The following is a 25,952-nucleotide window of genomic DNA, read 5'->3' on the forward strand; positions in this document are numbered from 1 at the left end:
AAAGATTCCGGACTATTTTCATTATTTTAAAGGAAATGTTCTTTCAGCAAAAACTATAGCCTGAAGGCAGGTTATGGTTTTTTTTGTTATGGAAAAAATTATTACGGCATTGGAGCCACAAAAAAATAATCCCGAGCGGATTAATGTGTATATTGATGACCAATTCGCATTTGGCATCAGTTGCTTCGTGGGTGCCTGGCTTAAGCGGGGAGCTAAGATAGAGGATGCCAAAATCCAGGAACTACTGCGTGAAGATCAACATGAAAAAGCCTTGCAGCGTGCATTGCACTATATTGCATACCAGCCTCGTTCTGAAAAAGAAGTAGTCGACAAACTGGCGGCTGCTGAAATAGACGAGGCCATTGTTGATGAGGTCATGCAGGAATTGAGAGAAAAGAATTATCTCAATGACCAACGCTTCGCCCAGGACTGGATTGAGTCACGCTGTGCTTCCAAACCGCGCAGTTACCGTTTTTTTTCTTATGAACTTAAACGGAAAGGTATTTCCGAAGAAAAAATTGACCAGGCATTGCAGGCCGCGCCTCCGGAAGAGGATCTGGCCTATAAGCTTGGCCGCAAGTATATGCAGCGCTATGCCGCACTGAACGACGATGATTTTAAGAAGAAAATGCAAGGTGTGCTGGCCCGGCGTGCATTCTCGTACGACGTAATTAGACAGACCATCAATAAATTAAATTTAGAAAGAAAAATGGAAGAAAGCGAATGAGGAAATTATGAATACAGGTATCACCATTGCCATCTGTGTTGCAGCTGTCCTGATTCTATCTTTCGTCGGGGGACAGATGATCGCGCGCATGCTGCGAAAATCTGAACGAGAAAAGACAGAACAGATGCTGCAAGAAGCAAAAGAAAAAGCTAAGGTTATAGAACTCGAAGCGCGCGATACAGCCCTCAAAATCAAACAGGACAGTGAAAGTGAGATCAGCCGCCGGCGTAATGAATTATCGCATGAGGATGAACGTTTGCAGAAACGCCGGGCGGAATTGGACACGCGCATTGAGCGCCTGGAACAACGTGAAGCCCAGGTCAATAAACGACAAAGTTCGGTGGATCGGCGTGCCAACGAGATCGAAAAGTTGTATTCCGATCAGATGGAGAAGCTGCAAGAAGTCTCTCATATGACCGTAGAAGAAGCCAAGCAAGAGCTTTTAAACGAAGTGGAAAAAGAAGCCCGCGCGGATATGGCGCGCATCGTCCGCCAGATCGAAGCGGAAGCCCGCCAGGAAGGCGACAAGCGCGCCCGCGAGCTGATCACCGAAACCATCCAACGGGTGGCTTCCGACCAGGTTGCCCAGGTAACCACCTCCACCGTCTCCCTGCCCAATGAAGAAATGAAAGGCCGCATCGTCGGCCGCAACGGCCGCAACATTCGCGCCTTTGAACAGGCTGCCGGTGTGGACGTCATTGTGGACGACACCCCCGAAGCCGTGACCATTTCCTGCTTTGACCCCACCCGCCGCGAGATCGCGCGCCGTTCACTGGAACGCCTGATCTCCGACGGCCGTATTCATCCGGCGCACATTGAAAAAATCCTGGCTGAAGAAGAGAAAGAAGTTCAGCGTGTGATTGAGCAGGCCGGCGAACAGGCCGCCTTCGACGCGGGTGTGGCCGGGCTGCCTTTGGATGTGCTGCGCATGTTGGGCCGCTTGAAATTCCGCACCTCGTACGGCCAGAACCAGTTGACCCATGCCGTGGAAACGGCCATGATTTCCGGTTTGTTGGCCGTGGAAATCGGCGCGGATACGGAAGTAGCCAAGGCTGCCGGTTTGCTGCACGATATCGGTAAAGCCATGGATCACAACACGGAAGGCACGCACGCGGTCATCGGCGCGGAATTCTGCCGTCGTTATCGCGTCAACCCGGCTGTCATCAATGCTATTGAATCCCACCACCACGAAACCGAGCAACAGTCGCTGGAAGCCGTGATCGTGGAATCAGCCGATGCCATCTCCGGCGCCCGCCCCGGCGCCCGCCGCGAGAATTTGGAGCAGTACGTCAAACGCCTGCGCGCGTTAGAAGAAATGGCGCATTCTTACAAAGGCGTCAGCCAGGCATATGCCATCCAGGCCGGCCGTGAAGTGCGTATCATCGTCAAACCGGAAACTGTGGACGATTTTGAATCCACCCGTATGGCGCGTGAGATTGCCAAGAATATTGAAGAGACCATGCAATATCCCGGTCAAATCAAAGTCACGGTCATCCGCGAAATGCGTGCGGTGGAATTCGCGAAGTAAGCGATTTTCATATATTCGGAAATGCAAAAAGAGCGGAGAATTTTCTCCGTTCTTTTTCTTTTGTTTCTATAAAAAGGGATTATTTACCCTCTCCTCGCCAACGGTAGTCTTACCGCCATGGCCGGGATACAGCACCGTGTCATCCGGCAGGGTCAGGATCTTGTTGCGGATGCTGGCGAACAGGTCGTCTTCGTTGCAGACGTCCAAATCGGTGCGGCCTATGCCGTGATAAAAAATAAGGTCGCCGCAGAAAGCGGCTTTTTCGGCAAGATCAAGATAGGTGACGTGGCCAAAGGAGTGGCCGGGGGTGTGCAGAACGGTCAGGCTGGTTTCTCCCAGAGGCAGGGTTTGTCCATCTGTCACGATCAGGTCGGGCACCGGCCCGGGATCGAATTCAAAACCGAAGTCCCTGGAACCGCCGCCTGCTTTCCAAAGGTCCAGATCCAGCGCGTGCATAGCCACGGGGATATGCTGCGAGCTTAGCGATTGTATCCATTTGACACCGCCAATGTGGTCGAAATGAGCGTGGGTGACCAGCATGTAGGTGAGTTGATACCCTTTTTCTTCTAGCAATTCGGGAATTTGATTGGTTGGTGCGGCCGGATCGATCAGGGCCGCTTGCTGAGATGCATTATCCACAACCAAATAGGTGTTGTTTTTAATGGCGCCCAATACAAAGGTGTGGATTGTTATGGTCATTGAATTAAATTCTCCTCATGCAAACCTCAGGAATTTTAGCAGTGTTTTTGAATGAATTGATAGGCGGCATCAAAAACGATCTCTTTCTCATCGCCCTCAGTCACGACGTGTCCGCTGGTTTCCAGAATAACCTGATCGATCTCTGCTGCATTGAGCAGTCTCTTGATCCTTGCGGCATGTTCAATTGGAACAGTCGTATCGGATTTGGAATTGATCAACAGGACTGGTGAGGTAATGTGCTCCAATGACTGCTGCATGGTTTGAGTGACAGTATACAGCTCCGCCAAAGAGCGCGTGGGGTAGGCGGAATACTCAACGTGCCTGTGTTGCAAATCTTCGGTCTCCGGCGGTTTTCCGTCCTTTTTATACCAAGGCGCCAGCCAGCTAATCAGTTTAAGATAACGGGCGCGCCTGTCGATTGTAAAGGGCGCGGACATGGCAATCACACCCGCGGGTGGGATGCGCGCAGCGGCAATCAGCGCCAGGTCGCCGCCGAGCGACAGGCCGGCGTAGAAGATGCGGTCGCAGGTGCCGGACAGCAGGTTAATGCTGTCCTCCACACTGGCGAGCCAATCCCACCAGCGCGTGCGGCGCATATCATCCGGTTGGGTGGCATGCCCGACCAGCCGCACACCCAACACGCTCAGCCCGTGCCCGTGCAGGGCATCGCCGAGTTGCCGCATTTCCTTGGGTGCTCCGGTGAAACCGTGAATGAGCACCACACCGGTTTTGCCTCCAGGGAGGAAAAACGGTTCAGCGGTGGGTATGGTTTGAATGCCTTTCCGTTCTTTCATAGGTATCTGACTAAAGAATGATGATATCCCGCGGCAGGCTGGTGAGCGTTTCCACGCCGCCGTCGGTGACCACCACGTTGTCTTCAATACGTACACCGCCTATACCGGTTAAATAAATACCCGGTTCCACGGTGAAAAGCATACCTGGCTCTAAAACCGTATTACTGGCCTGGGAAATATAAGGATCTTCATGGGCGTTTAAACCGATACCATGTCCGGTGCGGTGCAGGAAATTCTCGCCATATCCCTCGGCGCCGATCACATCCCGCGCGGCGGAATCTACATCACGCGCTGCTATGCCGGGTTTAACCAATCCGCGCGCGGTTTGGTTGGCGGTCAGTACGGTTTGGACAATTTCGGTGAATCCATCGGGAATGTATTCAATGGCAAAGGTGCGTGTGATGTCGGAAACGTAGCCGTTGTAGCGCGCGCCCCAGTCGATGATGAGCATATCGCCCGCCTGCATTTCGCGACCGCCTGGGTTGGCGTGCGGGTTGGCGGAATTGGGTCCGGCGGCGATAATGGGGCCGAAAGCCAGTTCCGAATCGCTGCCGGCTTTCAGCATGTTGATTACCAACAGGTTCGCGATCTCATGTTCGGTTTTTCCTGGCTGGATATACGGCAGCGTTTGCAGTAATGCCTCTTGGGCAATGTCAACCGCTTTACGCGTAGACTGGATTTCTTCATCGTCTTTTTGAATGAAGATATCGCGGAAAATCTCAGCTCCGGATATGATTTTAATTTTTGGCGCGCCGCGTTGTAACAGATTGATTTCCAGAAAACGCATGACAGTGGGGGAAACAGCCAGAGAGGCTTCGCCTAACCGCAGGCTTTCAATCGCTTTTCCAGCCACGACCGGCCATGATTGGGGATCTTCCGGGTAGGGGAAGGCTTTGGCCGGGATTTGCGACTGCGCGGCTTTGTCTTTTTCAAATTCGGGGAAAATGAATGCGCCTTCCCCCTGGACGGTTAAAATAAGAATTGCCGGTCTTTCGGATAGATGAAAATCAAGACCTGTCAGGTATTTTAAATCAGATCCAGCGTTGACGGCCAGCGCCTGAATTTTATGGTCGCGCATTAATGCGCAAACCCTTTCCAATCGATTCATTGCCATATTCTGCCTCGGTGGTGTTGTTTTTTTTCTTTGGATTATCCAGCCAATTCCTTGCGGGCTTGCTTTACTGCAGCCAGCATATTCTTCAGCGCGGGTTCGACTTCAGCCCACTGGCGGGTTTTAAGGCCGCAATCCGGGTTGATCCAGAGCTGTTCCGCCGGAATGACTTCCAGTGCATTATGGATGAGGTCGTGGATCTCGGCCACATCCGGGATGTTGGGCGAATGAATGTCATAAACGCCCGGCCCGATTTCATTGGGGTAGTTGAACTTTTGAAAAGCCTGCAATAATTCCATTTTGGAACGGCTGGCCTCAATGGAGATGACGTCCGCATCCATCCTGGCAATGGCTTCAATGATGTCGTTGAATTCCGCGTAGCACATGTGCGTGTGGATCTGGGTTTCATCTTTAACACCGCTGGATGAAATCTGGAAGCATTCTACAGCCCAATCCAGGTATGCCGGCCAGTCCTTCTTCTGTAAAGGCAGACCTTCACGCAGGGCGGGTTCGTCGATTTGGATGACTTTAATCCCGGCAGCTTCCAGGTCTTGTACTTCCGCGCGGATGGCAAAGGCAATCTGGCGGCATGTTTCGGAACGCGGTTGGTCGTCGCGTACAAAGGACCACTGCAGAATGGTGACCGGCCCGGTGAGCATGCCTTTAACCGGTTTATCGGTCAATGATTGCGCGAAGGTAGCCCAACGCACGGTCATGGCCTCCGGGCGGCTGACTACACCATAGATGATGGGCGGGCGCACGCAGCGTGAACCAAAGGACTGCACCCAGCCGTTGTCGGTGAACACAAATCCATCCATTTTTTCCGCGAAGTACTGGACCATGTCGTTGCGCTCGAATTCACCATGCACCAGAATATCCAAACCGATTTTTTCCTGGAAGTGGATGGTCTTCTCGATTTCACGTTCCAGCTCCCCTTTGTACTGTTCGTAGCTGATGGCATTTTTCTGCAATTGGCTGCGCAGTTTTCTGACTTCCGACGTTTGCGGGAATGAACCGATGGTGGTGGTAGGCAGCACAGGCAGGTACAATACAGCCTGCTGACTGGCTTTGCGTTGGGCAAAGGAAGATTGCCGCTTGGTGGAGACGGCTTTATGGGCAGCAGTGATTTGCAGCGCCTCAATTTTCGCGATTTCGCGGCGGCTTTGAACATCACCCTGGTTGTTTTGGAAGAAGCTGGTGGGAGTGAAGTTGCGATTGCCGGCTTTTTTCAATTCCGATAATTCTTCCAGTTTCTGCCGGGCAAATGCCAACCATAGATAGACCTCGCCGGGCAGGTTCTTTTCCATCCGAAGGTCCTGCGGTACGTGCAGCATGGAGCAAGAGGGTGAGACCACGATGTTTTCAAAATGGAAGCGTTCGTAGATCTCCTTGATGGTATTCAAGGTTTTTGTCAGATCGTTTTTCCAGACATTGCGTCCGTCGATCAAGCCGAGTGAAACCATTTGGCCTTCTTGAACGGAGGCCAGGACTCTTTCAGGTTGGCTGCAGTTGGTCATGTCAAGATGCAGTCCTTCAAAAGGAGAGGCGGCTATCAGATCGCGATTGGCGAATAAATCTCCAAAGTACGTTGTCAGCATGACTTTCGGGCGGCCGTGATGGGAATTAAACCGGTTGAAGAGCTGTTGGTAAGCATCCTCGCCAAGACCGTCGAGATCCATACTCAGGAAGGGTTCGTCCAATTGGATCCATTTCACTTCCATCTCTCTGAGCCGCTTGAAAAGATTGGCGTACAGATCCATAACTTCATCCAGCTTGTTGAGCGGATTGAACGAAGGATCTTCGCTTTTACTGAGTAACAGGAAAGTAACCGGCCCGATGATGACCGGCCGCGTGTTGAGGTTGAGTGTTTGCGCCAGTTTATACGAATCGATTGGCTTGGCGGGATTCAGTTTGAATTTGGTGTTTGCGTTGATTTCCGGGACGAGATAATGGTAATTGGTATTAAACCACTTGGTCATTTCCATGGCAGGGATGGTTTTGCCCTGATCGTTATGCCAACCGCGCGCCATGGCAAAATAAAGGTCCAATCCTTCCAGATCTTTTTCCTGCTTGAACCGTTCCGGGATAGCTCCCAACATGAAGGTGGTGTCCAGTACCTGGTCGTAAAAGGAAAAATCATTGCTCGGAACGAAATCCAACCCCATATCCTTTTGGACAATCCAGTTGGCTGTTTTGATGCGATCCGCAGTTTGCTGAAGTTCGTCCAGAGAAATTCCGTTCTTCCAATATTTTTCGAGCGCGAATTTCAAATCCCGGTTGATGCCTATTCTTGGGTAGCCAAGGTTACTCGATAAAATCATAGGATCTCCTGCTTAGTGTTGTTTTTCTATATAAATACTTTTTGCGATGTCCAACCCCAAGGTGACTATTCCGGACTCGTTTTTCAAGGTAATGGTTTTATTGAAAGGTAGAATTTCATTTATCACTGCCTGTTTACCGGGGACGATCTGGTTGGATTCCAAATAATCCATCAAAACGGGATCTTCTTCCAAAAATTCATGGATACGTTCGATAATAATCTTATCACCTGTGATACATTCCGACAGTGGTTTCCACTTCGATGAAATGGATTCCTGTCCGGGCATGGGGTTGCCATGCGGGCATAAGGCCGGGTCATCCAGCTTGTCAATCAAACTCAGCTCCACTTCGCTGGATATGGAATGCTCGATTCTGTGTGCCTCTTCGTGCACCTTTGACCAGGGCAGGTTGAGGATCTTCGCCAGCATCCATTCGGTCAGCATGTGGCGGCGGATGACCGCTTTTGCGGCATCTACTCCTTTGGGGGTTAATTCAATCTTTCTAGCCGGGGTTATGTTGATCCAGCCATCCCTGACCATGCGGCGCAGAGTGACGGTGACGGTAGGCGCGGAGACTTCCAATAACTCGGAAAGCCGTGCGCCAATAACTTCTTCGCCATCGCGTTCCAGGGTAAAGATAATCCCTAAATAATCTTCAATAGTTGGAGTAGGAGTCAGTTCAGTCATCATTCCCTTTAGTATGTACTAATACCATACGGTACCAATTATATGAGCATTTTTCGAGAATTACTATCTGAATTAGCTCATTAAACAAAATTGTTCGCAGATGTGAAATATGGGGAAAGAGTATAATTCACTGGTTAATAAGCTTTTTTACTTTACACAATATAATTTACCAATGTGTTCTTTGGATTTCTACAAAGGAGAATTCTCTTGATCGAATTAAAAACAAAACACGAGGTCGAAGGGTTGCGCGCAGCAGGTAGTATTGTTGCCCAAACCTTTCTCGAGATTGAATCCATGATTAAACCGGGCGTTGTTCTGCGTGAGGTGGATAAGGTAGCCGAGAAATTTATCCTGAAACACGGCGCTGAAACGCTTTATAAAGGAATTCGGCAAATGCCTTACCAACGGCCTTTTCCGGGTGTGATCTGCGCATCTGTCAACCAGGAAATCTGCCACGGTATGCCGGACAATCGCGAATTAAAAGAAGGCGACATTGTTGGCATCGATATTGGCCTGCGCTATAAGGGTTGGTGTGGAGATGCCTGCCGCACCTTTGAAATTGGGCAGGTAAAACCGGAGGTTCACCAATTGGTTGAAACAGCCCGTCAAGCGCTTCAGAAAGGCATTGACGTATCCCTCCCCGGCAACCGTATTGGTATGATTGGCGCGACCATTCAGGAGTTTGCCGAGAGCAAGGGCTATTCGGTAGTGCGGGAATACGGCGGTCATGGCATTGGGCGCAATTTGTGGGAAGATCCATTCGTTCCCCATATTGGGCCGGCCAGCCGCGGGGCGGTGATGCGTGAAGGTATGGTGCTCAATATCGAGCCCATGATCAATATTGGCGAACCGGATACGCGTATTTTAAAAGACCAATGGACGGTGGAAACCGCTGACGGAACCCTGTCGGCGCAATTTGAACATACCATTGTCGTAACCAATAACGGACCTCAAATACTCTCATTACCTTAAAAACACAACGACCATCGGGAGAAACAATGAATAAAACACGTCGTTATGCTATGTTTGCAATGCTGTACTTCGCACAAGGCTCGATCATGAGCTTCTTTACCGCTCTAAATGCCTTGTACCTGCAATCCTTTGGGTTGGACATGAGCCAAATTGGTGTCATTGGCACCATTGCCATGATTCCCTTCATTCTAAAAATATTCCTCGGTATGTTGAGTGATAAAGTGAACTTCTTCGGGCTGGGGCATCGCAAGCCTTACATCATCATAGGCTTGATCGTTCAAGCAACGTGTCTGATCCTTCTTCCGTTAATCGACCCATCCGTTGATTTCATGGCTTATGCCTTGCTGGCATTTGTCCTGATGACCGGCATGGCGCTCTATGATACCTGCACGGATGGGCTGGCGTTGGACACAACTCCGGTTGAAGAAGAAGGGATTATTCAAAGCTTCATGGTGGGCGGGCGCGCGGTCGGCATGGTGGTTGTGTCGGCTGTGCTGGGCGTTCTGGTTTACAAGACCTCCTGGACTTTCGGATTCTATTTTCTGGCTGCGGCCACGCTGCTGCCCCTGCCTTTGGTATTCCTCTCTAAGGAAAGCAAGCGGGCTTCCGACCGCATCTTCGAATGGAGCGCTTTCAGCTGCTTCAAGAATTCCAGCGTAATCGGGCTGGCTGTCCTGGGCGCGCTGTACTCCCTGATTATTTATGGCGCCAACCAGATAGTGAATCCCTCGCTGTCCGCGCATTTCGGCATCAATTACGCCACGGCCGGGTTCATATCCACCGTATTGGGCATCGGCACGGTGCTGGGCAGCCTGGCGGCCGGCAAACTGACCGAGAAGATCGGGCAGAAGCGTTCGGTGCAGATTGCCCTGGTGGTCTCGATCTTTGCCATCGGCCTGCTGGCGGCCATCATTGCGCCCTGGATGGCTTGGGTATTGGTATTTACTTTCGGGTTGGCGTTTGGGTTCTACGAGACTGTCTTCATGGCCATCTCCATGCACATTACCGACGGCCGTATCGCAGCGACCATGTTCTCCATCCTGATGGCAGTTGCCAATATCGGCACCGGTATCGGCCTGGGATTGACGGGCGTGTTGGCGGATGTGGCGGGATATGACGCCACCTTCCTGATCCTGGCGGTTTTGAACATTGCGGCCTGGCCGTTGATCAACCTGATCTTCAAACCGGGCAAGGAATGTTGAGTTATCTACCCGCGTAGCAATAAAAAAAAACCGCCACTTCGACAAGCTCAGTGAGCGGTTTTTTTCTTAGAAAATGTTGCCTGAGCATGTCGAAGGCAACATTTGGTTTCGTGCTTCTTGTGATTACGAGGGGATATTGAAGTAGTTGTACGTAGCCTGCGAGATACGCGCGAAGAGCACGTTGGCAATATCCCAAATCAATTGGGTGGGCTGGTACATGGCCGTTACAATCACGTAATTCCCGCCGGGTGAAAAAACGATGCCGGCGTCAATCATCGAGCGGATCACGCCGGTAGTGTAGTCGGTGGTCCAGCCATGCTTGTGCGCAAATTGCGTACCGTCCGGGAGGCCGGCCTGAAGCAGCTGCGCGATCTTATTTTGGTTCAGGTAGGTAATCATCGATTGGCATTCGGATTGGGAGAGCTTTCCGGGAAATACCGCGGCAAAAGAGCCGCCGCCGGTTTGGGCGCACTGGTAAATGTCATCCAGCAGCATGCCCATGTCGGACGTGGTGGTTTGGTTGTATTCATCCGGGTCAGTGTCGTAATCCAAACGCTGGTTTGCGGGTGTCAAGAAGCGCTGCAGCAATGGCGCGCCGGTATAGAATTCGCCGGCCATAAAGGTGTTTTCCAACCCCAGGTCCTGCAAATCCTCAGTAACCACGAGCGGGCCAAGGGTGGGATCCAAATAAGTCTCCATTAACGTGTCGCCCGGAGGATTTTCCGAAAGTTCAATCATCTGTTCGATCAGGTTAACCGCCCCTTGAGGAGTAGGTTCATCCAGCGCATTAAACGTGGCCACCATAATGGGAATCTTGATCGTGCTGGCGGCGGTGAAAACGATTCCGGGGTCATAATCCTGGCCTGCTTCGTAGGCGAAGTTGATCTCTTCGCGATTTTCCAGGTCAAGAATGTAAACTTCGGTCAATCCGTCGAATTGAGCCTGATCGAGGATTTGCTTGATCAAGATTTCCAAATTCTGCAGGGAAGGGCGCGGCGGATCGACCTCGTTGATGATGAGCTGTGCTACCCGGTCGCTAGGGGATTTCATGGCGCGTTCCACTACCGGCAGTGATTTTTCAACATCCATAACCGATCCCGGTTTGCCGTACTGGAAATTGATGGTACCCGCCACCGGTTGGGAGGATTCGGGAATTTCATCATAACGCGAGGCAATTTCGTCCATCAGGTAAAGACGCAGCCTATTTTCATCAATGGTGGCAACCAGCGGTGTTTCCTTGGATTCGGGCGTTTTGTTCCACAAATAAGCCCAGAAGGAAGACCAGAATGGCAGTTCCACGCGCTGCTGGTCCGCGGCGGCAACCATGGACTCAACATCGATGTCAAAACCAATTTGCGACGGCTTGGCATGAATGTGCTGATCCTTATATACCAGGTCGATGGATGTGGTGTATGCCTGGCGCACGCGGTTGGCGGCTTCTTCCTGCTCCAAACCGCCTACGGCGATACCGCCGATAGTGGTTCCGGCAGGAAAACCGGCGCGCAATTTACTGAATTGGATTAGCTGGAATACCAATAAGATCACCGATGCAACAATCAGCGCGATGGCACCCCAGCGTATTAAATTAAATCTGTTGGTTTTCAAACAGGAGACTCCTTAATAAACAAGCGCAACAATTCTACCAGATGGTGCAGCTTTGTATTGTATCACCCGATTAAAACGGATAAGTTATACTTAATCCATGATTGTCAACCGTGATAAAGTGCTCAAAATACTGCGAACCGTTTACCCCTTCAATCGGGCGGAACCAGAGCAATTATCCATTTTGGCAGACAAAACCGAGGTGGTTTTCTTTAAATCCGGTGAGATGATCTACCTGGAGGGGGCCGGCGCGAAATTCCTTTATATCCTGTTTGAAGGCGAAGTTGAGGTTCTGAAGGAAGAACATCAAGCGCTGCAAAAAAAGAATCACCTTTACGCGGGAGATTTGCTGGGCGAGGATATTCTGACACGCAAACAGCTGCGCCAGACCGGTGCGCGGGCGCTGGTAGATACCCTGCTGATTCGCATCAGCACACCGGTATTATCCCGGTTTATACAGGGAAATCCAAATCTACGGGTTGATTTTCAATTTATCGCGGATTACTACGAATTATTAATTAAGCGCAGTCCCCGGTTGGATTTTAAATCGGAAGCGGTTTATTATCTCGGCCAACCGCATCGTTTGTATTTGGCGGTGAAGACTTCTCTAATGTTGTTACTGGCCTTGCTGTTGGGCGCGGGAGTATATTTCCTGCAAAGCGGCGGAATCATTACTGCCGGTACCGCCTACGGATTAGCCGGCGGGGTGGCCTTGCTGTATGGATTGTGGTTTTGGTGGAATTTCCTGGAATGGTCCAATGATTTGTATATCTTCACGGATCGCCGCGTGATCAATCAGGAGCAGGGTGTTTTCCTCTATGAGGGCCGTGAGGAGACTCCCATGGATATGATTATCAGCCTTTCCAGCCGGGCCAGTTTTCTGGGAAGGCAGTATGGTTTTGGTGATTTATTCATTAAGACTTTCACCGGATCGCTGCGGTTGAAAAATGTTCCGCGAGTGGATCAAACACGGGCTTACCTGGATTACCTGATTGAAAAAAACCGAACCAGCAAACGCCGTGAAGCGAAACAAGATTTTGCCAATTACCTGGATAAACGCGAGGGACTCGCACAGGAAAACGATTTTGCGGAGCACGAGGAAGCGCATCCGGAAATGGTCGGCCACATTCATTCCACCAGCCTGATCCAGCGACTGTTGGGATTAAAACGCGTCCAAGGCGAAACCGTAATCTACCGTACCCACTGGATATTCCTGGTATGCAAAACCATCTTCCCATTTCTCATTCTGTCCGGTTTGCTCCTGCTGCTGATCTACATGAATTCCACCGGCTCCCGATTACTGGAGAGCCAGTTTGTATTCTGGCTATTAATTTTATTGATAACCGCGATTGGGATATGGTGGTTTTATCAGTACCTGGATTGGCGCAACGACCAATACATCATCACCCCCGACCAGTTGATCGACGTTTACCGCAAGCCCCTGGGCACGGAGGATCGGCGCGCCGCACCTTTGGAAAATATCCAATCGATCCGCTACCAGCGCATCGGTATACCGGGGTTGTTATTTAATTTCGGCACGGTTTTTGTCAAAGTTGGCAGTGAAGACTTTACGTTTAACAATGTCTATCATCCATTGGAAGTCCAGCAGACGCTATTTGCGTATCTGGAGCGGGCGGACCTTATTGAAAAACGCGCCACGCTGGCAGAGCAACAGCGCCAAATGCTGGATTGGATGGATACTTATCAGCAATTCAACCGCGATCACGCTGAAGATGACCGGCAGGCTGATAAATATGATAAATCAGAGTAAAATGATAAAAATAGATTAATCAAGAGAAAGGTTTTTGTAATTCATGGCTTTAAGAGAAGTTGTCAAGCTGCCAGTACCCATTCTGCGCATGAAGGCGCATAAGGTGGCTGATTTTGGAAAAGAATTTCAGGTATTAGTGGATGACATGATCGACACCCTGCACGACGAACCGGGTGTGGGTTTGGCTGCTCCACAGGTAAATGTATCCCAACGGCTGATTGTGGTGGAATATTCCGTTGATGAAACCGACGAGAAAGCACCGGTTAAACGCTACGTGTTCGTGAACCCGGAGATCACCTTTATGTCGGAAGAGACCGTGATGGGCATGGAAGGCTGCCTGTCGGTTCCCAACCTGTTCGGTGAAGTAGAACGCGCGCAGGAGATTACGGTTGAGGGACTGAACCGCCATGGGCGCAAACAAAAGGTGCACGTAAAGGGCTGGATGGCACGCATCTTTCAACATGAAATTGATCACCTGGATGGTGTTCTCTTTGTGGATCGGGCGATAAAACTTTACCAGCCGGACGAAATCGAAGAAGGCAACGCCGTCTAATACTGCCGCCATGCAAATCGAAGCGTTATCCCTGTCCAATTTCCGCATTTTCACCCGTTTGGAAATGGATTTTCCCGATCGGTTGACATTGCTGGTAGGGAATAACGCACAGGGCAAGACCAGTGTTTTGGAAGCTGTACATTTCCTATCTATTCTGACCTCACCGCTGGCCTCCAATGATCGCGAATTAATCAACCTGCTGACCGTACAGGATGAGCTGCCGGTAGCGCGGCTGATCGGCAAGGTGCGCAAACAGGAGAAAACGCATACCATCGAAGTGCGCCTGATCCTGAACACCATCCAAAATGGCAGCCAGCGCCTGCGTAAAGAAGTGCTGATTGACGGAGTCAAGAAGCGCCTGTTCGACACGGTGGGCTTCTTCAATTCGGTGCTGTTCCTGCCGCAAATGACGCGCATCCTGGAAGACGGCCCGGACGAACGGCGTAAATACCTGGATCAATTGCTTTCGCAGGCTTATCCCGGTTATGTGCGCGCCCTGAGTGATTACCAACAAGCCCTCGCGCGCCGCAACGCGTTGTTGAAATTGCTGTTTGACCGCAACGGCGATCCGGCGCAGCTGGATTATTGGGATGAGGTCATTACCAGCAACGGCGCTTTGATTATTGAAGCCCGCCTGAAATCCACCCGTGAGTTCGAGGAATTTTTCGGCCAGCAGTACCGGCGTCTGACCGGCGGAAAAGAAGAGATCCGCATGGATTACCAGCCTTCGTACAACGGCATACGCGTGAAGAACGGGCAGGCGGAACTGGGGATTACCGCCCAGCAGCCTGAGCCGATCGGTTATGAGGAGATCAAAGACCATTTCGCCAAACGGCTGCGCGCGCTGCAGAAAGAAGAGATCCGCCGCGGCGTGACCACCATCGGTCCGCACCGCGACGAAGTGCGTTTTTATTCCAACGATATTGATCTGGCTGTGTACGGTTCGCGCGGGCAGATCCGCACGGCGGTGATGGCCATGAAGATTGCCGAAACGCAGTGGCTGCGCGAAAAGACCGGCGAGCTGCCGGTGCTGCTGCTGGACGAGACCCTGGCCGAGTTGGATGAGCAGCGCCGCGAAGACCTGCTGGGCAGCCTGGGGTTGGAAGAACAGGCCATTTTGACCACTACCGACCTGGGACTGTTTTCAGAGGATTTTGCGCATACCTGCCGGATCTGGCAGGTGAGCGCGGGCCAGGTTACGCGCCTGAACCGCCAGTAACCTGTTTATCCCAGAGGTTTTTTGGAAGGGGTGCCGGCTTTGCGGGGATATTGCGCCGGGGTATTTCTCTCTTTGACCACTTGAATGAGCGCGCGCTGGTCGTGCGTGACCGGCAATTCGAAGCTGTCCACCTTTGCCTGCCCGCCGCCCAGAATGCGTATAGCCTTGTTAGCCAGCTCCAACTCACTGGCAGCGCTGGCGCCTTTCTGCGCCAGCATGCTGCCGCCCACACACACCAATGGCAGCAGGTATTCGGCCAGTACGGGCAGGGGCGCCACGGCGCGCGCCACAGCCCAATCGTATTGCTCTCTGTGCAACTTATCCTGGCCCAAGTCTTCCACGCGGGCGTGCAGGGCGGTCACGTCCGTCAAGCCTAATTCCTGCGCGGCTATTTTGCAGAACTCGACTTTCTTGCCGACCGAATCCACCAGCACCAGCTTGAGCCCCGGCAGCATGATTTTGAGCGGGATGCCGGGCAGCCCGGCGCCGCAGCCGATGTCGATCAGCGACTTCGCGTCCGGCGGGATGGCGCGCAGGCAGGTGAGCGAGTCGTAGAAGTGCTTGAGCTGCATCTCCTGCGGGTCGGTGATGGCGGTCAGGTTGAATTTCTGGTTCCACTCCAGCAGCAAGGCTTGATAGTGCTCGAAGGCCGCGCTTTGCACCGGGGTGAGGTCTATTTTTGTGTGTTCAGCGAGAAGGGATTTCAGATTTAACATAAAGGGAATTATAACGATAAACGTAGTGAGTAAATATTAGTCTGTTTTACTTATTGGAAGTTTTGAATTTATATATTTAATTATAGCAAACAATAGCGAAATAGATATTGCAGAAAGGCGTTTCTCTGATGGAATATTTTCTATATCAATTTTTAATCTATCTTGTTCAATAACATACAAATCTTTCCCTTTTTCTGTGAGAATCCGGAACTTATAATTTTGATATTTTTGATAATTCTCAAAAAGCAAATCTTTAGGATTATTTTCAAAATTTAATCTTACAAGTTCATGGATATCGCTAGTAGATAGTATCTTTTTATATTTTTCTTCAGATAAAAAAGGCATTATCAAGCCATGGACAGCTTTATTTCGTAAATTCCGAAGAGCATGCATATCGTAGTAAGTTATTTCATCAATTAATCCCAATTTATATAGACTATTAATAGAGGTATTAAGTGATAAGCAATTTTCATCGTTTAAAATTTGTGCTGCCTTATATGAGGAGAAATCTTCTTTCGTTAATGAAACCTTTTTTGTTTTGTTAAAAGGAAAATTTCCATTGATATTAATATACTGAAGAATAACTTCAAATAGCAATCTGTGTAAAGCTTCGCCTGATAAAATTATAGGGGTTCGCCAGAGCCTATCTTTATCCTTATATATCTCATAAGCTTCAATTGCCATTTCAACAATATCTTGTCTAAAACCCCCGTCAATTCCCTTTTGGTATAACTCGGATAATACTGAAAAGTCCAAAACCAGATTATCTTTTATAGATTCTGCTTCGTAATCGGTCTCCTTTTTCAAAAAATAAGCTATTTTCTGAAAGAATAATATAGCATTTTTAATTTTATTTTTATTCTTTCTCATGGTTTGATCAATATTAATGGAGTTATGTCGATGAAACCGGAAATAATACCAGTAACAATAGTACCTATTATTCCAAGTATAAATGCAATCAAAATAAACCAGTATCTATCCTTATTCTGAACATTTGCTGTAATAATAAGGGGATCATTTTTTTGTGGATAATTTGTTATACCAAGAGAGAATTTCAAATTGCCCTCAGTATATATTGGCACTCCCTTTATTTCAGTATCTAATGATTCAATATCATGTTGCTTTATCAAAGAATTGTCAATAATTTCATGTATAACATTCCTAGTGAGAGGATCACTTTTTCCATATTTGTTAAAATGAATATGAAATTGAACTTTATCCCCTACCCAATAAGGAAGTTTCTTTATAATAGGTATATTTCTCCAAAATGGCTTGTATCTGATTGAGATTCTTCCCCGACCTTTCCAATTTTTTGGTAATTTATAATATTGTGGCATTTGATTAACATTTTCCCCAGATGGATATATTCATATTTTACTCTATTCAGTACTTGTCGCTAGGGGATACTTACCGTATTTTATATAATATTTGGAAAAGGATCATTCTTTTATTTAAATTAAAAAAAATATTCAAACTTGAGAATACAAATTGGGGATAAAAATCAATGATTAATGATGCCGGTCCCATGATATATGATTTTCTAAAGATTGCTGAAATCGCAGGAATAAAATCTTCATATTCTGAGATTCAACATGATTTATGGAAAATTCCACAAAAGCTAAAAAATTTACCTGATAATTATCAGGCGGTTTATATATTTTCAGCGCCATTACTCGACAATAAAGTAATTAAAATTGGTAAATGCGGACCATTATCTAAAGCCCGATATTTATCACAGCATTACAATCCGCAGAGTTGTGGATCAAATCTGTCAAAAACATTATTACAAAATGATGAATTTTGGGATTCAATTCACCTGGTTAAACCCGAAGAAAATTTTATTGGTGAATGGGTGAAAAGGAACACAGATAGAGACAATTTTATTTTTTCAGAAAATCTAGGAAGCCATTACCTTAGTCTTTTTGAGATCTTTCTGCAATGTCGATATAACCCAATTTTTGAGGGCGGTTCATAGATTTTCTAAAATAGAAATCATTTTTGTTTAATTGGATTTGAAATTACCAATTAATCTAGTTTTATAGTTAGATAGAATTTTAAACTTGAATAGTAGTAAGCAACAATCCACCTGCTATAATTGCCTAAATTTTTCTGAGGTGGTTGAACATGCAAAAAGCGATCAAAGCAGTTATATTTGATATGGGCGGGGTGATCCTGCGCACGGTAGATCCGGCGCCGCGCGAGGGGTTGGCAAAGCGTCTGGGCGTCCCGCGTATGGAGCTGGAGATGGCCATCTTCACCGGACCGACTTCACTGCAATCCGAGATCGGCGAATTATCGGATATCGAACATTGGGAGACCATCGCTGCGCTTTACCACCAGCCTATCGAAAGCTGGCCGCAGCTATATAACGAATTCTTCGGCGGCGACGAAGTGGATATGGAATTGGTCACCTATCTGCGCGGCCTCAAGGGAAAGTTCAAGATTGGGCTTCTCAGCAATGCCTGGGTGAACGGGCGCCAAAACCTGGTCAAGCTGTATGGCGATTTCCTGGATGTATTCGATGTGTCCGTATTTTCCTCCGAAATCGGCCTGCGTAAGCCGGACGAGCGCGCTTTCCAGGCGGTTTTGGACAAGCTGGGTGTGGAGGCACAGGAAGCCATCTTTGTGGATGATGTTCCGCACAACACCGCGGGAGCGGCTGAAATGGGGATCCATGCTGTGCTGTTTACGGATCGGGACAATGCTATTAAGGAGATTAATAATCGTTTGAAAACCTAATAAAGAAAATGTAGTAGTAGATTGAAAAGAAAAATATTATTCAATTACGTTATGTTGTAAACGATTCTGGTTACTAGTAATCTGAAACAGAGAGATTTTGATAAAAAATTATTACTTGAGTAAAAAAAAAGAAATAGGGAGGTTAGAAAATGAGTTGCTATGAAATAACTGATAACGTCTTAAATTTTCTGAATTTGGTTGCTGTCATAGGTCTGGCATTGGGAGGTTTTAATATTTGGAAAAAACAACAAATCCTAATTGAGAAACATAATCTTGCAAGAGAGTTACTAAAAAGTGTTCATTTATTACGAAAAAGAGTGGAGTATCTTCGAAGCCCATTTATGTCAGCAGGCGAAATTGCGTTAGGGTTTAAAACGTTTGATGATCTTCCAAATGACTTAGACATTAGACAAAAACAAGATCTTGGTGAGGTTGGTGCTTATTTTGAGCGATGGAAAGGAATTGCAGAAATTGGATCTGAATTTGAAACATTAAAGGTAGAAGCAAGAGTCGTATTTGGAGAAGAAGCTGAGAATGTGTTCAATGGTTTAGACAAAATTATTAGGGATATAAAAATAGCAATAATAATGTATGCTGACTATAAAAAGGCATTAGTATATGAGTCTATTGTTCCTATAACTGATGAGCAATTGAAGCATTATATGAAAGATTTAATGCAAGGTTATTCAGCCATTGACAGTGAAGAAGATCCAATTGATAAAAGGCTAAGTAAAGAAATTAAAGATATTGAAGATTTTCTTCAGAAATTCCTAAAACTTCGTGATAATAAATAGAAAATGCTATAACCAAAAAATGAGAATTTTGAACTTGAGTTCAAAATGTTATTTATTTGATGTTCAATTTCACTGGCACGCAGGAGATAGATTTTTATACGGTTTTCTTAAAAAGATCATGAAGATGCATCAAAGAGATCGACTAATTGTTAGGTGCCTGAAAAATCCTATGGTATACTCACACCCTACGTGATTTGCTTGACACGTTAACGTGTATTGGGTAGAATTTCCCCTGCCCATAAACAAGGGCCTGTAGCGCAGTTGGGAGCGCGCGTCAATCGCACTGACGAGGTCGAGGGTTCGAATCCCTCCAGGTCCACTGGGTAAGACAATTAGGGCCCATAGCGCAGTTGGGAGCGCGTCTCAATGGCATTGAGAAGGTCGAGAGTTCGAATCTCTCTGGGTCCACTTTAAAAGCTGAAGAGGAGTAATAGGCCATCCGCCAGCGAATCGGGAAAACAAGGTGCAAGCCCGGTCATGGTGTCCGCGGAACACAAGCGGCCGAACTCGCCTCAAAGCCCCGTGGGGCAGGCTGACACAGTGAAAATAGTAGCCGTGTCCGGGTGTGCCCGTTACAGCGAAACTGAGGTGGCTCGTAAGTTGAGCAACCAGGGTGGTACCGCGGAGAATGCCTTCGTCCCTGAGGACGAAGGATTATTTTTTTAACAACAAGAGGATAATGAATGGCAGAACCAATCGAACGATATATACCGGCAAATATTGAATCCAAGTGGCAGAAACGATGGGAAGAGGACGGCCTGTACCATGCCGACATTGATAAGAGCAAGAAGAAGTATTATGCGCTTACCATGCTGCCTTATCCCTCCGGCAATCTGCATATCGGCCACTGGTATGCCATGACGCCTTCGGACGCGCACGCGCGTTTCAAACGCATGCAGGGCTACAACGTCATGTTCCCCATGGGATTCGACGCGTTCGGCCTGCCGGCGGAGAACGCCGCCATCCAGCGCAATATCCATCCCAAGGAATGGACCTACGATAACATTGCCAACATGCGCAAACAGCTGCGCAGCATGGGCGCCATGTTCGACTGGCGCCGCGAGGCGGTTTCTGCCGACCCTGAATATTACCGCTGGTCGCAGTGGTTCTTTGTGCAGTTGATGAAAAACAACCTGGCTTACCGCAAGATGTCGCCGGTGGACTGGTGCCCGAATTGCAATACCACCCTGGCACGCGAGCAGGTGTGGGGCGAAGACCGCCATTGCGAACGCTGCAAGACGCCGGTTATCAAAAAGGACCTGAACCAGTGGTTCTTCAAGATTACCAACTATGCCGATGAACTACTGAAATTCGACCAGATCGACTGGCCCGAACCGGTGGAATTGCTGCAAACCAACTGGATCGGCAAATCCAAGGGCGCTTCCGTAGTATTTACAACCGAGCAGGGCGATCCGCTGGAAGTGTTCACCACGCGCCCGGATACGCTGTGGGGCGTGACCTTTATGGTGCTGGCTCCCGAGCATCCGCTGGTGGAAAAACTGACCACTCCCGAACAAAAAGCGGAGGTGGACGCTTATGTGAACGAGGCTGTGCGCCAAACGGAAATCCAGCGCGAAGCCACCGATAAAGAAAAATCCGGCGTGTTCAGCGGCGGTTATGCCATCAACCCGGTCAACGGTGAACGCGTGCCGGTGTGGGTGGCCGATTACGTCCTGATGACTTACGGCACAGGCGCCATCATGGGCGTTCCTGCGCACGACCAGCGCGACTTTGACTTCGCGCGCAAGTTCGGTTTGGATGTGCGCGTAGTCATCCAGCCGGATGACATGGAAAAACTGGACGGCGCCACCATGCCAACCGCGGTACCCGCGGAAGGCACTGTGGTCAACTCCGGCCCGCTGAACGGTACACCCGGCGCTGAAGCTATCGGCAAGGCCATTGAATTCATTGAGGCAAAGGGCGTCGGCAAGGGCGCGGTCACGTACCGCATCCGCGACTGGCTAATCTCGCGCCAGCGTTATTGGGGCGCGCCCATCCCGGTGGTGTTCTGCCCGAAGTGCGGCGCGGTGCCTGTTCCGGAAGACCAACTGCCGGTGATGCTGCCGGATGATGTGGAATGGCGGCCGACCGGCGAAAGCCCCTTGAAGCTGCATCCCACCTGGCGCTTCACCACCTGCCCGGTATGCGGCGGGGAAGCCGAACGCGAAACGGATACCATGGACACCTTCATGTGCTCCTCCTGGTACCACCTGGCTTACCTGAGCCCCAAGAATCCGGATTGGCCTTTCAAACAGGATGAATATGACTACTGGATGCCGGTGGATTGCTATACCGGCGGCGTGGAACATGCCACCATGCACCTGATTTACACGCGTTTCTTCCACAAAGCTTTCCGCGACCTGGGCGTCACCAAGGGCGATGAACCCATGCTGCAGCTGCGCAACCAGGGCCAGATTCTGGGCCCGGACGGCCAGCGCATGAGCAAGTCGCGCGGCAATGTGGTTGACCCGGATGAACAGGTGCGGCTGTACGGCGCGGACACGGTGCGCTCGTACCTGATGTTCGGTTACCGCTGGCAGATCGGCGGCCCGTGGGATCCGGGCAACATTCAGGGTTCACACCGCTGGTTGGGCCGTGTCTGGTCCATCTTCCAGGAAGAAGGAAAAACTGCCAAAGATACCAAAGCGCTGGACCGCAAGCTGCGCCGCAAGGTGCACCAGACTTTGAAATCGGTCGGTACCGACTTCGAACGCTTTGAGTTCAACACCGTCGTTTCCGCCCTGATGGAATTGTTGAATGAAATGGCTGCCATCAAGGACGCCGGCGGCTGGAACACGCCTGCCTGGAATGAGGCGGTGGATATTTACCTGCGCATGATGGCGCCGGTAGCCCCGCACATTTCCGAAGAACTATGGGCGCGCTTTGGCAAACCCTATTCCATTCACCAGCAGCCCTGGCCGGAATACGATGAAGCCGCGGCCGCTGAAGATGAAATCGAGTTGGTGCTGCAGGTGAACGGCAAGGTGCGCGACAAGATCGTTGTGGCGGTGGACATCACCGAAGCGCAAGCCAAAGAGCTGGCCCTGGCCAGCGAAGCCATCCAGAAGCAGTTGGACGGCAAAGCCCCGCGCAAGGTGATCTACGTACCCGGACGCCTGGTCAACATCGTCGGCTAGTTCGACTGAATAGTAATTAAAGATTTGTGAGGTAAAGATAATGATTACAACGGAGTTTTTGCTTACCTCATTGGCTGTTATCTTGATCCCGGGCACGGGCGCGATTTACACCATTACCACCGGGATCACGCATAAAGGACGCGCCAGCCTGGCGGCCGCCTTCGGCTGCACCCTGGGCATCCTGCCGCACATCCTGTCCAGTGTGCTGGGGCTGTCGGCCATCCTCAACATGAGCGCGCACATCTTTTCGGCCATCAAAATGGTGGGTGCGGCTTATTTGCTTTATCTGGCCTGGAACATGTGGCGCGAAGCCGGAAAGTTGGAATTCAAACAGGAAGGGCAGGAGGCTGACGCGGGTCAAATCATTTTGAAGGCCATTACCATCAACTTGCTCAATCCCAAATTGACCCTGTTCTTCTTTTCCTTCCTGCCGTTGTTCATCACGGATAACGCAAGCTCCCCGACCATGGAAATGCTGGTGTTGAGTATGGTATTCATGGGCTTGACTCTGATTGTGTTTGCCCTGTATGGCTTGCTGGCCAGCAGCATCCGCACCTATTTGTTGAACTCATCCCGCGCGGTAAAACGCATGCAGCAGGCTTTTGCCGTGGTCATTGCGGCTTTCGCGGTCAAGCTAGCGCTGACGGATCAATAGGCATAACAATTTCCTGACAAAAAAGAAACAGCAGATTAAATATCTGCTGTTTTTCTTAAAATTTTATTAGCGCGGAGTCTTTACTGACACAAAGCGTTTACCCTGGCACGATACTTGTAACATAAAAGGTGACGAATTATTAATATTAAGGAACCCTTTTATGATATCTGGAATTGATTTATCAGATAAAAATGGCGCGGCCGACTGGACCCTGTTTGGCAATGGGGACGTCAATTTTGTGTTTATCAAGGCCAGCGAAGCTTTGGACAGCATTGACCCGATGTACAATACCAATATGCAGAAGGCACAGGATTACGGCATCCTGGCGGGCGCTTACCATTGGCTGCACCCCAATTTGCACGTCGGCCAGCAGGCCGAAACGTTCCTGAATACGGTTGGCAACTTCAAAGGCATGCTGCCGCCGGTGGTCTGCCTGGAAACCCACCGCACCAACCTTAACGATATGGATAAAAATGTACGGACTTTTATAGAATTGCTCGAATCAGCCTTGAAGGTAAAACCCATCATTTACACATCTGAATCCTACTGGAAGACCTATCTTCCGGAATCGGATTGGGGCTGTGAATATCCTTTGTGGCTGGATAAACCCGGCAGCATCTGGCCCAGCCAGATGTGGCCGTGGGCCGGCTGGACATTCTGGCAGTATTCTTACCAGGCCCGGCTGCCCGGTATTGCTACCAACCTGGGACTGAACTGGTTCAACGGTTCCGTTACCGAATTAAATAATATGGTGATTCAGTAAAGGAGGCGCTGCATGATTCCCGGAGTTGACGTATCCCATTGGCAGGTTGAAATTGACTGGAGCGAAGCGAAACGCGCCGGTGTGAAATTTGCTTTTCTTAAAGCCACCGAGTTTCCCGATAAAAAAACCACCTTGTACATCGATGAACGCTTGTACGAGAATATTCAAGGTTGCGCGGAAAACGGCATTTACTGGAGCGCCTATCACTTTTTCCGCACGCACATCGACCCTATCATCCAGGCGCAGGTATTCGTGGAAACCGTGGGCCAATTCACCAGTCTGCCGCCTGTGCTGGACTTGGAAGTGGCCGGCAGTAAAGGCGAAAAATTGAACTTGAAAGTACAGCAGTTCCTCGGTGAAGTGGAACGGCTGACCAACCGCAAGCCGATTATTTATACCAGCGGCGGTTTCTGGCGCAGCTACATGATGTACGAAAAACGCATCCATGCGGATTGGGCGCGCGAGTATCCTTTATGGATGGCGCAGTACACCACACTGTGGCCAACACCGCTGTACCCCTGGGCGGGTTGGGACTTCTGGCAGTACTCCGACAAAGGCACGCTGCCGGGATTCAAAACCCACATGGACCTGAACTGGTTCAACGGGTCGGAAGAAGAATTAGTGGCGCGTTTTGACGTGGGCAACGGCGCTTATACACTGCCCGCGGCCGCGCTGGCCAGTGAGGAAGAGGCGGATGCGGCTCTTGAGGCCGAGGAAGCGGATGCCAAACTGTTGGAATTTGAATCCATGAAGCGTGTGGATTTGAACTATCGCGGAGATTATCAGGAACCTTCACAGGGCGGCAAGCGCTACTTTGCCAGCGGACGCCGGCCCAAAGAGTATATGATCCCGACCGGCCAACCCGCCGCGCATTCGCGCATGTCGTCCGAAGAACGGCGCTGGGTGCGTTCCTATTTCATCGATAAAGCCGTCCGGCAGGGGAGCTAAGGCAGACACCCTTGCAAACAATAAAGCGAGAGAGCGCTTGGCGCTCCCTCGTTTTTTTTTGTCCAAGGATTTCGGCTGGACAATTCCCTTTGGGGAAGGTGCAGCAGAAAATTAATCTACCAGCGGCAGCCCGCCGGTCTGGCAGCGCACGCGGTAAACCGCTGAGCTGCAAGCAATGTAAAGCGATTGCAAATCGTCGTCGCCCCAAGCCAAGTTGGAGGTCTTATCGGGCAGGTATATGCGTCCAAGCAGGTCGCCCTGCGGGTTGAAGACCCACACGCCGCCCGGGCCGGTGCTGAACAGGTTGCCGTGCTTGTCAAACTTCATGCCGTCCGGTCGTCCGACCTTGCCGTCGTCCCATAATTCCACCCAAATGCATCCGCCGCTGATCTCCCAGTTTTCACCGATCTGGAAAACACGGATGTGCTGGCGGACCGTGTCGATGACGTAGAGCTGTTTTTCATCCAACGAAAGGGCCAGCCCGTTGGGGCGCTCGAAAGAATCGGTAACCAATTCCAATTCGCCGCCGTCCGGAGGCAGGCGATAAACGCCCTGGAAGGCCAGTTCAGCCTCCGCAGGACCGCCGTTGCCCTCGCGCAGGCCGTAGATGGGGTCGGTGAAAATAATAGAGCCGTCGCTGGCCGCAATGATGTCATTGGGAGAATTGAGCTTCTTTCCCCCGAAATGGGACGCTACTACCTGCGGTTCCGCGCCTTCCTTCGTGACGCTCACAGCGCGGGTGCGGTGCTCGCAGGCAATCAGGTCGCCCTGACGGTTGAAGGTCAGGCCGTTGGGGAAACCGGCCGGGTGGCGGAAAGGCTCCAGTCCTTTTTCCTGCGACCAGGAATAGATGGTGTCGGCGGGGATGTCGGAGAATAACAGGCGGCTATGGCGCGCGTCCCATAAAGGACCTTCGGTAAAGACGAGACCATCAGCGATGGTCTCTATGCTCGTATCAGGGGAAATCAATTGGTTAAATTCTTGGCGGACGGCTTCTATACTATTCATAAGATTGGT

The 25,952-nt window shown here is 49.9% G+C and carries 24 protein-coding genes and 2 tRNA genes; 16 read left to right on the top strand and 10 right to left on the bottom strand.

What is annotated here, in order from left to right:
* Window positions 1-88: 88 nt before the first annotated feature.
* Entirely contained in the window at window positions 89-727 is a 639-nt protein-coding gene (locus tag Pelsub_RS07735; RefSeq protein ID WP_158675034.1) for a regulatory protein RecX, read from the top strand.
* 7 nt (window positions 728-734) lie between these two features.
* Window positions 735-2,255 carry a ribonuclease Y gene (gene rny, locus Pelsub_RS07740; RefSeq protein WP_116224296.1) on the top strand — a complete coding sequence of 507 codons (1,521 nt, stop codon included), beginning with the start codon at window positions 735-737 and terminating at the stop codon, window positions 2,253-2,255.
* Window positions 2,256-2,321: 66 nt separating this feature from the next.
* Here rny and Pelsub_RS07745 read toward each other — a convergent pair whose 3' ends face one another.
* From Pelsub_RS07745 to Pelsub_RS07765, 5 genes are read right to left on the bottom strand one after another with little or no spacing between them, the layout of a single operon-like run.
* Window positions 2,322-2,954 carry an MBL fold metallo-hydrolase gene (locus Pelsub_RS07745; protein WP_116224295.1) on the bottom strand — a complete coding sequence of 211 codons (633 nt, stop codon included), beginning with the start codon at window positions 2,952-2,954 and terminating at the stop codon, window positions 2,322-2,324.
* Window positions 2,955-2,989: 35 nt separating this feature from the next.
* A complete protein-coding gene (locus Pelsub_RS07750) occupies window positions 2,990-3,748 on the bottom strand; it encodes an alpha/beta hydrolase (RefSeq protein WP_116224294.1) in 759 nt (252 codons plus the stop codon).
* A 10-nt stretch (window positions 3,749-3,758) separates the two neighbouring features.
* Entirely contained in the window at window positions 3,759-4,862 is a 1,104-nt protein-coding gene (locus Pelsub_RS07755; RefSeq protein ID WP_116224293.1) for a M24 family metallopeptidase, read from the bottom strand.
* 35 nt (window positions 4,863-4,897) lie between these two features.
* Window positions 4,898-7,180 carry a 5-methyltetrahydropteroyltriglutamate--homocysteine S-methyltransferase gene (metE, locus tag Pelsub_RS07760; protein WP_198418322.1) on the bottom strand — a complete coding sequence of 761 codons (2,283 nt, stop codon included), beginning with the start codon at window positions 7,178-7,180 and terminating at the stop codon, window positions 4,898-4,900.
* A gap of 12 nt (window positions 7,181-7,192) precedes the next feature.
* Window positions 7,193-7,864: a metal-dependent transcriptional regulator gene (locus Pelsub_RS07765; RefSeq protein WP_158675035.1), complete on the bottom strand. Its 672-nt coding sequence runs from the start codon at window positions 7,862-7,864 to the stop codon at window positions 7,193-7,195.
* Between the two features lie 207 nt (window positions 7,865-8,071).
* Here Pelsub_RS07765 and map point away from each other — a divergent pair, with 207 nt between their 5' ends.
* Together map and Pelsub_RS07775 are read left to right on the top strand one after the other, a co-directional pair.
* Window positions 8,072-8,836 (top strand): type I methionyl aminopeptidase, encoded by a 765-nt coding sequence (gene map, locus Pelsub_RS07770; protein ID WP_198418323.1) that lies wholly within the window; start codon window positions 8,072-8,074, stop codon window positions 8,834-8,836.
* A 26-nt stretch (window positions 8,837-8,862) separates the two neighbouring features.
* Window positions 8,863-10,038, top strand: coding sequence for an MFS transporter (locus Pelsub_RS07775; protein WP_116224291.1), 1,176 nt, complete (start codon window positions 8,863-8,865; stop codon window positions 10,036-10,038).
* A 123-nt stretch (window positions 10,039-10,161) separates the two neighbouring features.
* On the opposite strand, the gene Pelsub_RS07780 is transcribed toward Pelsub_RS07775, so the two are convergent.
* A complete protein-coding gene (locus Pelsub_RS07780; RefSeq protein ID WP_116224290.1) occupies window positions 10,162-11,643 on the bottom strand; it encodes a serine hydrolase in 1,482 nt (493 codons plus the stop codon).
* A gap of 97 nt (window positions 11,644-11,740) precedes the next feature.
* Here Pelsub_RS07780 and Pelsub_RS07785 point away from each other — a divergent pair, with 97 nt between their 5' ends.
* Genes Pelsub_RS07785 through recF form a run of 3 tightly spaced genes read left to right on the top strand, consistent with a single transcriptional unit; the run spans window position 11,741 to window position 15,183 of the window.
* Complete coding sequence (locus Pelsub_RS07785) at window positions 11,741-13,411, top strand: cyclic nucleotide-binding domain-containing protein (RefSeq protein WP_116224289.1); 1,671 nt, start codon at window positions 11,741-11,743, stop codon at window positions 13,409-13,411.
* 43 nt (window positions 13,412-13,454) lie between these two features.
* Complete coding sequence (gene def, locus Pelsub_RS07790) at window positions 13,455-13,964, top strand: peptide deformylase (protein WP_116224288.1); 510 nt, start codon at window positions 13,455-13,457, stop codon at window positions 13,962-13,964.
* 10 nt (window positions 13,965-13,974) lie between these two features.
* Window positions 13,975-15,183, top strand: a complete 1,209-nt coding sequence (recF, locus tag Pelsub_RS07795; protein WP_116224287.1) for a DNA replication/repair protein RecF — start codon at window positions 13,975-13,977, stop codon at window positions 15,181-15,183.
* Between the two features lie 5 nt (window positions 15,184-15,188).
* On the opposite strand, the gene rsmG is transcribed toward recF, so the two are convergent.
* Genes rsmG through Pelsub_RS07810 form a run of 3 tightly spaced genes read right to left on the bottom strand, consistent with a single transcriptional unit; the run spans window position 15,189 to window position 17,236 of the window.
* Window positions 15,189-15,899 carry a 16S rRNA (guanine(527)-N(7))-methyltransferase RsmG gene (gene rsmG / locus Pelsub_RS07800; RefSeq protein ID WP_116224286.1) on the bottom strand — a complete coding sequence of 237 codons (711 nt, stop codon included), beginning with the start codon at window positions 15,897-15,899 and terminating at the stop codon, window positions 15,189-15,191.
* A 36-nt stretch (window positions 15,900-15,935) separates the two neighbouring features.
* The gene (locus tag Pelsub_RS07805; protein ID WP_116224285.1) at window positions 15,936-16,769 is read right to left on the bottom strand and encodes a hypothetical protein; all 834 of its coding nucleotides are present in this window, start codon (window positions 16,767-16,769) and stop codon (window positions 15,936-15,938) included.
* Window positions 16,766-17,236 (bottom strand): hypothetical protein, encoded by a 471-nt coding sequence (locus Pelsub_RS07810; protein ID WP_116224284.1) that lies wholly within the window; start codon window positions 17,234-17,236, stop codon window positions 16,766-16,768. The genes Pelsub_RS07805 and Pelsub_RS07810 overlap by 4 nt, the downstream gene beginning before the upstream one ends.
* A gap of 167 nt (window positions 17,237-17,403) precedes the next feature.
* On the opposite strand from Pelsub_RS07810, the gene Pelsub_RS07815 reads away from it, so the two are divergent.
* From Pelsub_RS07815 to Pelsub_RS07855, 9 genes are all read left to right on the top strand, one after another.
* Entirely contained in the window at window positions 17,404-17,874 is a 471-nt protein-coding gene (locus Pelsub_RS07815; protein WP_116224283.1) for a hypothetical protein, read from the top strand.
* 149 nt (window positions 17,875-18,023) lie between these two features.
* Window positions 18,024-18,638 (top strand): HAD family hydrolase, encoded by a 615-nt coding sequence (locus Pelsub_RS07820; RefSeq protein WP_116224282.1) that lies wholly within the window; start codon window positions 18,024-18,026, stop codon window positions 18,636-18,638.
* Window positions 18,639-18,787: 149 nt separating this feature from the next.
* On the top strand, window positions 18,788-19,432 hold the full coding sequence (locus Pelsub_RS07825; protein WP_116224281.1) for a hypothetical protein: 645 nt from the start codon (window positions 18,788-18,790) through the stop codon (window positions 19,430-19,432).
* 246 nt (window positions 19,433-19,678) lie between these two features.
* Window positions 19,679-19,751, top strand: a tRNA-Ala gene (locus Pelsub_RS07830).
* 16 nt (window positions 19,752-19,767) lie between these two features.
* Window positions 19,768-19,840, top strand: a tRNA-Ala gene (locus tag Pelsub_RS07835).
* 275 nt (window positions 19,841-20,115) lie between these two features.
* Window positions 20,116-22,569: a leucine--tRNA ligase gene (gene leuS, locus Pelsub_RS07840; RefSeq protein WP_116224279.1), complete on the top strand. Its 2,454-nt coding sequence runs from the start codon at window positions 20,116-20,118 to the stop codon at window positions 22,567-22,569.
* 40 nt (window positions 22,570-22,609) lie between these two features.
* Complete coding sequence (locus Pelsub_RS07845) at window positions 22,610-23,224, top strand: LysE family translocator (protein ID WP_116224278.1); 615 nt, start codon at window positions 22,610-22,612, stop codon at window positions 23,222-23,224.
* Between the two features lie 160 nt (window positions 23,225-23,384).
* Window positions 23,385-23,987 (top strand): glycoside hydrolase family 25 protein, encoded by a 603-nt coding sequence (locus Pelsub_RS07850; protein ID WP_116224277.1) that lies wholly within the window; start codon window positions 23,385-23,387, stop codon window positions 23,985-23,987.
* A gap of 12 nt (window positions 23,988-23,999) precedes the next feature.
* Complete coding sequence (locus Pelsub_RS07855) at window positions 24,000-24,935, top strand: glycoside hydrolase family 25 protein (RefSeq protein WP_116224276.1); 936 nt, start codon at window positions 24,000-24,002, stop codon at window positions 24,933-24,935.
* A 111-nt stretch (window positions 24,936-25,046) separates the two neighbouring features.
* Here the strand turns inward: Pelsub_RS07855 and Pelsub_RS07860 are convergent, their stop codons facing one another.
* The gene (locus Pelsub_RS07860; RefSeq protein ID WP_116224275.1) at window positions 25,047-25,943 is read right to left on the bottom strand and encodes an SMP-30/gluconolactonase/LRE family protein; all 897 of its coding nucleotides are present in this window, start codon (window positions 25,941-25,943) and stop codon (window positions 25,047-25,049) included.
* Between the last annotated feature and the right edge of the window lie 9 nt (window positions 25,944-25,952).

It is taken from the genome of Pelolinea submarina (genome assembly GCF_003966975.1).
Classification (GTDB): Bacteria; Chloroflexota; Anaerolineae; order Anaerolineales; family Anaerolineaceae; genus Pelolinea; species Pelolinea submarina.